General features: G+C 64.8%; 6 protein-coding genes and 2 pseudogenes. 5 read left to right on the top strand and 3 right to left on the bottom strand.

Going from position 1 to position 8,558, the window contains the following annotated elements; translation table 11 throughout:
- Positions 1–116: 116 nt before the first annotated feature.
- Both ACLP9N_RS17180 and ACLP9N_RS17175 read left to right on the top strand, forming a co-directional pair.
- Positions 117–2,549 (top strand): annotated as a pseudogene (locus tag ACLP9N_RS17180) (ATP-binding protein); the annotation flags it as partial.
- Positions 2,546–5,212 (top strand): ATP-binding protein, encoded by a 2,667-nt coding sequence (locus tag ACLP9N_RS17175; RefSeq protein WP_442408547.1) that lies wholly within the window; start codon positions 2,546–2,548, stop codon positions 5,210–5,212. The pseudogene ACLP9N_RS17180 and the gene ACLP9N_RS17175, both read left to right, overlap by 4 nt.
- 78 nt (positions 5,213–5,290) lie before the next feature.
- Here the strand turns inward: ACLP9N_RS17175 and ACLP9N_RS17170 are convergent, their stop codons facing one another.
- Both ACLP9N_RS17170 and ACLP9N_RS17165 read right to left on the bottom strand, forming a co-directional pair.
- Positions 5,291–5,731, bottom strand: coding sequence for a nitroreductase family deazaflavin-dependent oxidoreductase (locus ACLP9N_RS17170; RefSeq protein ID WP_442408546.1), 441 nt, complete (start codon positions 5,729–5,731; stop codon positions 5,291–5,293).
- 11 nt (positions 5,732–5,742) lie between these two features.
- Positions 5,743–5,868, bottom strand: coding sequence for a hypothetical protein (locus ACLP9N_RS17165; protein ID WP_442408545.1), 126 nt, complete (start codon positions 5,866–5,868; stop codon positions 5,743–5,745).
- A 232-nt stretch (positions 5,869–6,100) separates the two neighbouring features.
- Between ACLP9N_RS17165 and aqpZ the strand changes: the two genes are divergently transcribed.
- Complete coding sequence (gene aqpZ, locus ACLP9N_RS17160) at positions 6,101–6,871, top strand: aquaporin Z (protein WP_442408544.1); 771 nt, start codon at positions 6,101–6,103, stop codon at positions 6,869–6,871.
- Positions 6,872–6,940: 69 nt separating this feature from the next.
- Positions 6,941–7,189 (top strand): hypothetical protein, encoded by a 249-nt coding sequence (locus ACLP9N_RS17155; protein ID WP_442408543.1) that lies wholly within the window; start codon positions 6,941–6,943, stop codon positions 7,187–7,189.
- 284 nt (positions 7,190–7,473) lie between these two features.
- Here ACLP9N_RS17155 and ACLP9N_RS17150 read toward each other — a convergent pair whose 3' ends face one another.
- Positions 7,474–7,845, bottom strand: coding sequence for a DUF732 domain-containing protein (locus ACLP9N_RS17150; RefSeq protein ID WP_442408542.1), 372 nt, complete (start codon positions 7,843–7,845; stop codon positions 7,474–7,476).
- Positions 7,846–8,350: 505 nt separating this feature from the next.
- Here ACLP9N_RS17150 and ACLP9N_RS17145 point away from each other — a divergent pair.
- Positions 8,351–8,558 (top strand): annotated as a pseudogene (locus tag ACLP9N_RS17145) (IS21 family transposase); the annotation flags it as partial.

Raw genomic sequence — 8,558 nt, 5'->3', positions numbered from 1 at the left:
GGCAACATCGACACGCTCGCCACCCCTGGTCAGTTCGGTCAACGGAAGCGGGTGCCACGACGACGGTCATGGCACCCGCTTCCCCCTGCCCACTTGACAAAACCAACTACATATCAGAGCGTGGCATAGACGGACACGGCGCGGTGGTCACGGTGGTGGGCTCCCCGGGTATTGGCAAGAGCCGTCTGGTGCGCGAGGTCACTGCGATTGCCACCGCCCGGGGTGTCGAGGTGTTCAGTGCCTACTGCGAATCGCACGCCACCGACGTGCCCTTCCACGCGATCTCGCGGCTGCTGCGGGCAACCACTGGCGTGGGTGGGTTGGACGGCCCGGCAGCTCGCTTGCGGGTGCGGGCTCAAGCCCCCGACGCCGACCCCGAAGACTTGCTGCTGCTAGAGGATCTGCTGGGCATCGCCGATCCCGAGGTGGCGCTGCCCAAGATCGATCCGGATGCCCGTCGGCGGCGGTTGACGGCTTTGGTGAATGCCGCGTCGTTGGCCCGCAAGGCCCCGGCGGTCTACGTCATCGAAGACGCCCATTGGATCGACGAGGTCAGCGAGTCGATGCTGGCCGACTTCCTCACCGTCATCCCGCAGACACCGTCGCTGGTGCTGGTCACCCACCGACCCGACTACTCCGGCGCGCTGAACCGGGTGAGCGGTGCTCAAAGCATCGCGCTCGCCCCGCTGAGCAATCAGGAAACCACAGCACTGGTTAGCGACTTGCTCGGCTCAGACCCCTCAGTTGCCAGGCTGGCCACTCTGATTGTTGAGAGGGCCGCCGGGAACCCGCTTTTCGCCGCAGAGATCGTGCGCGATCTGGCCGAGCAAGGGGTGCTGCGGGGCACCCGCAGCAGCTATGTCTCGACAGCTAATGTCGGCGAGGTCAGCATGCCTGCCACCGTGCAAGCCACCATCGCCGCCCGTATCGACCGCCTCGACCCGAAAGCCAAGCGCACGCTGAGCGCGGCGGCGGTCATCGGCTCAACGTTTAGCCATAGCCTCCTGGAAACCCTGGGAATCAACCCCGTGATTGACGACCTGTTGAGGGCACAGTTCGTCGATCAGATCACCTTCACCGGAGACCCCACCTATGTGTTCCACCATCCCCTGATTCGCACGGTGGCCTACGAATCACAGCTCAAATCCGATCGCGCTCAACTACACCGGCGCGTCGCCGAAGCCATCGAATCGGGCGAGTCGGAATCGGTCGAGGAGAACGCTGCGCTGATTGCCGAACATCTGGAGGCCGCTGGTGATTTCCATGCCGCCTACGGCTGGCACATGCGCGCGGCGTCCTGGTCGACGAACCGCGACATCGCCGCGGCGCGACTGAGTTGGGAGCGCGCCCAAAAGATCGCCGACGCCCTACCCGCCGATGACCCCAACCGGACGGCCATGCGCATCGCCCCGCGCACCATGTTGTGCGGCATCGCCTGGCGAGTCCACGAACATGTGGCTGGTGAGCGGTTTGACGAATTGCGACAGTTGTGCGCCGCCGCCGGGGACAAGGCGTCACTGGCCGTCGCCATGGTCGGGCTGGTGATGGATCGTTTGTGGCAGGACCGGATGCGTGAGGCGTCGCGGCTGGCCTCGGAAGCTTGGGCATTCATCGAGTCGCTCGGTGATCCGACCTTGACTGTGGGGCTGGCCAATCCGCTGATCTATGCCAGAAGTGATAGTGCCGAGTGGTCTGACACGCTGCGGTGGTCGCAGACAGTCATCGACCTGGCCGACGGTGATCCGTCGAAGGGCAACTTCATTACCGGGTCTCCGTTAGCGCTCGCTTTCACGACGCGGGCTGTTGCCCGTTATTGCCTGGGCCGTGCTGGATGGTGGGACGATTTGCCGCGCGGTCTGGGCATGGCCCGCAGCGCCGATCCCATGTCCTACGCCTTCGCCGTCGCGTGGGCCTACTTCCCGACAGTATCGAACGGCGTGCTGCGGGCCGACGATTCCGCAGTGCACGAGATCGAGGAGGCCCTACGGATTGCCGAGCGAGCCAGTGATGATCTCGCGGTGACCTTCGTACAGGCGACATTGGCCGTTGCGCTCGTGCACCGCCAAGCGGCTGCCGATCGTGATCGCGGACAGCAGCTCCTGGCAGAGACCAGCGACGTGTTGCTACGCCAGGGATACCTGTTGTCCGAGTTACCGCTCGTCAACGTGTACTTGGCGCGTGAGAGGGCTCGGCGAGGAGATCGCGATGACGCCATAGCTCTCATGCATGCCAGCGTCGATCATCTGTTCCGCGAGGAACGGCTGCTGGGGTGGGGCATTCCGACGACGGGTGTTCTGGTGGAGACACTGCTTGATCGCAGGGCCGACGGCGACCTAGTCGAAGCCGAGGCTGCGATCGAGCGGTTAGCGTCCGCGCCAGCCGACGAAGGTTTGGTGATACGTGAGATCTGGCTGCTGCGATCACGAACTCTGCTGACCCGGGCTCGCGGCGACATGGTGGCCTACGCGGATCTTCGGGATCGCTACCGTGCGATGGCCACAGAGCTTGGCTTCGAAGGGCATATCGCCTGGGCCGAGGCGATGCCATGACGGCGGCTGCCCCTTCGGGGGTGGTGACTTTTTTGTTCACCGATGTCGAGGGGTCGACCCGTCGGTGGGAGGCCGACGCGGAGGGGATGCGGGTGGCGTTGGCCGTCCATGACGAGGTGTTGCGCAACGCGATTCATGCGCACGGTGGCTTCCTGTTCAAGCACACCGGCGACGGGGTATGCGCGGCGTTCGCGTCGCCGAGATCTGCGGTCGATGCCGCTGTGGCCGCGCAGCGGGCGCTGGAGTTGCCGGTGCGGATGGGGCTGGCGACCGGTGAGGCAGAGCTGCGGGATGGCGACTACTTCGGCGCGGTGCTGAATCGTGCGGCGCGGGTGATGGCTGAGGGGCACGGCGGGCAGATCCTTTTGGCCGAGTCGACGGCGGTTCTGCTCAGTGGAGTTGATCTCGTCGATCTGGGGCCGCGACGGTTGCGGGATCTCCCAGCCCCAGTTCAGGTGTTCCAGGTCCGAGCAGACGGCCTGCGCACGGACTTTCCGCCGTTGCGGGCGCTCGACCCGAGTCCGGGGAACCTGCGCCCCGCGCCCACGAGCTTGATCGGACGCGAGTCCGAACTCGACGAGGTGCAAGCGGCGCTCAAGGCGCATCGGTTGGTGACGCTGACTGGCGTGGGTGGGGTCGGCAAGACCCGCCTGGCAACCGAAGTCGCGGCGCGGCTGGCCGATGAGTTCCCTGACGGGGTCTGGTTTTTCGAACTGGCTGCGGTCACCGATCCGGCGGCTGTACCTGACGCAGTGGCGGCGGTGCTGGGCATCACCCAACAGCCCGGCAAAACCGTGAGCGAGTCCGTGGCCTCCGCCTTGGAGGGCCGGTCGCGGCTGTTGGTGTTCGACAACTGCGAGCACGTTCTCGACGCCGCCGCCGACCTGATCGAAGCAATCCTCACGCACTCCGCGACCGTGCGGGTCGTTGCCACCAGCCGCGAAGGACTCGGGGTCGCCCAGGAGCAAGTGTGGCCGGTCCCGTCGCTGGACATCGGCGCGGGAATCGACTCGGCGGCGGTGAGCCTGTTCGTCGAACGCGCTCAAGGTATTGCACCGAGCTTCGCGATGGTCAACGGCGATGAATCAGCCGCAGCCGTCGAGATTTGTCAACGCCTCGACGGCATCCCATTAGCCATCGAGTTGGCGGCCTCGCGGATGGCATCGATGACCGCTAGTGAAATGCGTGATCGCCTTGATCACCGGTTCCGGCTGCTGGTCGGGTCGCGGCGCGGCTTGGCGCGCCACCACACGCTGCGCCACGCGGTGGCTTGGTCCTACGACCTTCTCGACGACACCGAAAAGACCGTGCTAGAACGCTGTTCGGTCTTCGCGGGCGGTTTCGACCTCCAAAGTGCCTGCGCCGTGGCCGGAGCGGACCTCGACGAGTACGCCCTGCTCGATCTGCTTGATGCGCTGGTGCGCAAGTCGCTGTTCGTCGCCGACCGATCCTCGGGGCGGACGCGGTTTTCGATGTTGGAGACGATCCGCCAGTTCGCCGAGGAGCAACTTGTTGCACGCGGTGACGCGCACACGGTCCGTACGGCGCACGCCCGCTATTTTGCCGCACGTGAAGCCGACATTCTGGCCCTGTGGGACAGCCCACGACAGCGCGAGGCCTACGACTGGTTCGCTATCGAGCTGGCCAATCTGCGCACCGCGTTTCGGCGGGCCGCCGACCAGGGCGATCTGGATGTCGCCGCCGCCATCGCCACCTGTGCGGGGTTCCTCGGCGTTTGGGTCCAAACCTTTGAGCCGATAGCTTGGGCTGAAGAGCTGATCGAGCCCGCCCGCACCGGCGACCACCCCCGGCTGGCGTTCCTGTACGTGATTGGGTCGATGTGCTACACGACCGGACGGATCGAGGCGGCTGTCCGCTACAGCGACGCGGGCCAGATCGTTGTCGGCAGGAGCCGCGATGCGCTGCCGTACGGCATCGAAGCCTGGCTTGGATTTGTATACCTCGCCATCGGGCAGCCCGAGCGGTTGGCCGAGTGGTGCCGCGCCCAGCTCGCACGCCGCCGCGACACCCACGTCCACATCCGGGCATTTCTGGTTTTGGCCCTTGCAGTGGCCGGTTCCGGTGGGGAGGCGATGGATTCCGCGGATGGCCTCATCGAGGCTGCGGAGGCAACAGGCAACCCGCAGTGGCTCGCGTCGGCGCTCTGGGCCTACGGTTTGGCTTTCCGTGACGCGGACCCCGTCGGGGCGCTTAACGCCCTCGGCCGGGGTCTGGTGATCGCTCAAGACAGCGGCAACCGCTCCCGCGCGTCAGCCCTGGCGAACGTTCTGGCTCTACTCGAAGCCGAACAGGGCGACACCGTGTCCGCGTTCGATCACCTCACTCTGGCGATCCGCAACTACCACAATGCGGGCAACACCACGACGATCCGCGGCGCGCTGGCCGTCCTCGCCGTTCTTTTCGACCGGCTCGGCCGCTACGAAGCGGCGGCCACTATCGCCGGGTTCGCTCTCAGTCCGTTCTCTGCGGCGGGGGTCCCCGAAATTACCACCGTGATAACCCACCTCCGCAGCGTGCTCGGCGACCAGACCTACGGATCGCTCGCCCGCAAGGGCGAAACGATGACCATGGCAGCCGTGGTGACCTACGCATACGACCAAATCGACCAGGCCCGAACGGAACTGGAAGCGGTCTCGAAATAGACGAGTTATGAGAGTCTTGAAAGTCAGTCTCAGTACAGCGGCGATAGTTAGCCCCGACGAGGGCGGTTGTTCGCTGTTCTAGCCTTTCGGGATCAGGACGACGATGGGGATGGGTCGCGACGTCCGCTTCTGGTATTCGATGTAGCGGTTTTGGTTGTTCTTGTTGACGATCTGCCATAGCCGCGGGTAGTCGGGGTCGTTGGGCAGCACCGGTCGGGCGGTGACAGCGAAACGCCTTGGGCCGACGTTGATCTCGACGTCGGGCTTGGCCTTGAGGTTGTGGTACCAGCCAGGGGCCTCGGGCGCGCCGCCCTTGGAGGCAACGACCAGATAGCTGTCACCGTCGCGGGCGTAGGTCAGCGACGTCGTGCGTTGTTTACCGGTCTTGGCACCGACGGTATGCAGTAGCAGGCTCGGTATCCACAGCGTGCGGTGACCGATCCAGCCGTTCGTCCTCCGATACACCGTGTCGTGCACCCGCAGCACCTGGGGGAGCACCTTTTCCTCCACGAAACTCATAGCTGCCAGTCTCACTCAGTAGCGTCGACCTTCTCCAGTGCTGCCCGCAAAGTGTGTGCGGTTTTCTCACGGTCCGGGTCACGCCGCAGCAGCGTGTCCTTCGTGAACCACAGCTTGTCGTCGTTTTGCCGCGGCACCACGTACAGGTGGATGTCGAATACCGATCGAAATGCGGCGCGCCCGCAGTTGGGAAGGACACCGATGTCTGAGACTTCCGGGAAGCAGCACCTGCTAGCTGAGGTAGTCGATAGGGGCAATCTTCGGTTACCGTCCCAACACGATTGAGAAACGACCGTCGGGCCCTCTTGGCCACGCTTGTTCGCAACGCTCACGCTAGACACACCCATTCAACGGCGAAGGCGGTAGCGCATGGCTGCTCCGAGCATGTTTCATCGACTGGCAGCGGAGACGATCGGCACATTCTTGCTGGTCTTTGGCGGCTGCGGCAGCGCGGTGTTTTCCGCGAAGTTCCTCTCTGGCGGTGTTTCGGTGGGGATCGGTTTTCTTGGGGTGGCCACCGCCTTCGGTCTGACCGTGCTCACGGGTGTCTACGCATTCGGCACCATCTCCGGCGGGCATTTCAATCCTGCGGTCACGCTGGGCGCGGCGCTGGCGAGGCGAGTCGAGTGGCGAGCCCTGCCAGGTTATTGGATTGTTCAGGTGATCGGCGGCTTACTCGCTGGGCTGGTGATCTATCTCATCGCAAGGGGCAAGGAAGGCTTTACCGCGACGGGCAACATGGCGGCCAACGGGTTCGGTGAGCACTCCCCTGGCGGCTACTCGTTATGGGCGGTGATCGTCGCCGAGATCGTCCTGACGGGTGTGTTCTTGCTCGTCATCCTGGGGTCCACCGATGACCGAGCGCCCAAGGGATTCGCCGGTGTGGCCATCGGCCTAACCCTGACACTGATCCACCTGATCTCGATCCCGATCTCCAACACCTCGGTCAACCCGGCGCGGTCGACGGGGGTCGCGTTCTTCAACAGCAACGGGGCACCTGCGCAGCTATGGGTGTTTTGGCTGGCACCGCTGATCGGCGCTGCGATCGCCGGAATCGCGTATCCGTATCTGTTCGGCAGGCACGAAGAACTCGCCGACCGCCCAGTCCGCGATGATGCGTTGGGAGCCGCCGACGAGTGAGGCCAACACCAGATGGCGCAGGCCCGATCTCGAAACGGGTCGGTTCTAGGACACGGTAGGGAGTACACGGTGTTTGAACGTCGCAAAAACCGCAGCAGCGGGACCGGTGGGCAATTGGCGGTGAACATGCGCGTGCGGGTGTATGCGGGCACCGATGCTGAGAGCCGAGGTGTCGTCGTTGAGGATTTCGGTGAGCTGGCGGTCCCACCCGTGGAGATCGGCGGGCAGCGTTTCGCTGACCCGGCCCGACGGTGGGCGGTGGTGCTGGACACCGGCAACCTGGTGTTCGCCAACACCGATCAACTCGTCGCCGAGTGATCCGCGTACCGGTCGATCGGCGGTGCGAACGCCTGGGCTGAGGGCCATTTTGGGACCAGTACAGCAACCGGTACAGCACCCTCAGCGATTGCGACCGCCCCGCTGGACGAGCCAGAGGGTGAACGCGACGGAGGCGACCACGGCGATAATGAGCAGGACCTGGGTTGTCATCGCACTCGGTCAGAGCAGTAGCCCATCGCGGCCCTCGCCGTCACCTCACTCGTCAATCTGGCTCGTCCAGCGGGGCGCAGACGGCCAACTCAAGTCAGGCCTGTGCAGTCGTGCTAGCTGGTGCTGTAAGCCCACCAGTCGTACGCACCGGGCACCGGGCACAGGTTCTTGTACGCGGCGACCACGAAACGCTTCGCCTGACTAGCGGTCAGCGTCGGGTAGTTTTGCTGCATGCCCGCGGCCGCCCGGGCGCCGGTGTAGTGGCCGTTCCAAATCTCCCAGCAGACGTTGTAGCCGTTCTCTAGCATCGCTGGGTCTACTCCGACGATGCCTGCCGCGTGCACCGCGGCCAAGAAGCTTTGAGCCGAGTTCGGTGCGGGAGCGTGCGAGGTGGCGTTGGCCGGTGCCGCCAGCCCTACGGCAACGAGAGCCATACAGGCGCCGGCCAGGATTTTCTCGATCGAGGGGTGCGGTTTTTCCCGCATGCCTTCTATCGCAGCGCTTTCAGCTCGCGCGGACATCACCATCAGCGCATCCGATCACATTAGTGCGACGGTTGCCCGGACTGGGCCGGTGCCGGTAGTCCTGGCAACCAGGCAGAGTGACCCTCCCGGAGCCCTCGATCGATCTCTCCCCTCAGATCCGGGCTGCCGGCTGGAGCTGTCCCTCGGCAGCTACAGCTGAGGCCGCCGAACGGGTTCGGGTCGCCGCTGGCCGGTGTTGCCCCCCCAACACAGGCGCCGAGAGTGATAGCGCCGCTGACCAATATTTTCGTGATCACTTGGTAGTGCTGAGTCGTCATGTCCTCCCCTTCCTCGAGATGACGGCGGTGAGGTTTGGTACCTATAGATTTACCGCTTGGTTGTAACGGCAGGCTGGGCCTCTGCTATCAACCTACTGTGCGGTCATGGGGCACCGATTCGGCTCTTGTGACGCTTCCATGGTCTGCGCGGCCGCTGTATTGGCGAGATGACCTACCGGGAGTTATCGATGGTCGAAGTGAAAGAGATCCTGCGGCTGTGGCTGGATGGCCGGTCGCTGCGGGACGTGAGCAAGCTGTCGGGGGCCGCTCGTAAGACGGTCCGCCGCTATGTGGAGACCGCACGTGCGTGCGGCCTAGACCGCGACGGCGGGTCCGCCCAGCTGACTGATGAGCTGCTGGGGGCGGTGGCGGTCGGGGCGCGTCCCCAGCGACCGA

Origin of the sequence: Mycobacterium sp., from assembly GCF_052144515.1 — a bacterium.
Classification (GTDB): Bacteria; Actinomycetota; Actinomycetes; order Mycobacteriales; family Mycobacteriaceae; genus Mycobacterium.
The sequence above is the reverse complement of the archived record's forward strand: the minus strand, read 5'-3'. Positions and strand labels throughout refer to the sequence as shown.

Coding starts and splice junctions, on each gene's coding strand:
- ACLP9N_RS17175 (WP_442408547.1), top strand. CDS start 2,546: ATGACGGCGGCTGCCCCTTCGGGGGTGGTGACTTTTTTGTTCACCGAT.
- ACLP9N_RS17170 (WP_442408546.1), bottom strand. CDS start 5,731: ATGAGTTTCGTGGAGGAAAAGGTGCTCCCCCAGGTGCTGCGGGTGCAC.
- aqpZ (WP_442408544.1), top strand. CDS start 6,101: ATGGCTGCTCCGAGCATGTTTCATCGACTGGCAGCGGAGACGATCGGC.
- ACLP9N_RS17150 (WP_442408542.1), bottom strand. CDS start 7,845: ATGCGGGAAAAACCGCACCCCTCGATCGAGAAAATCCTGGCCGGCGCC.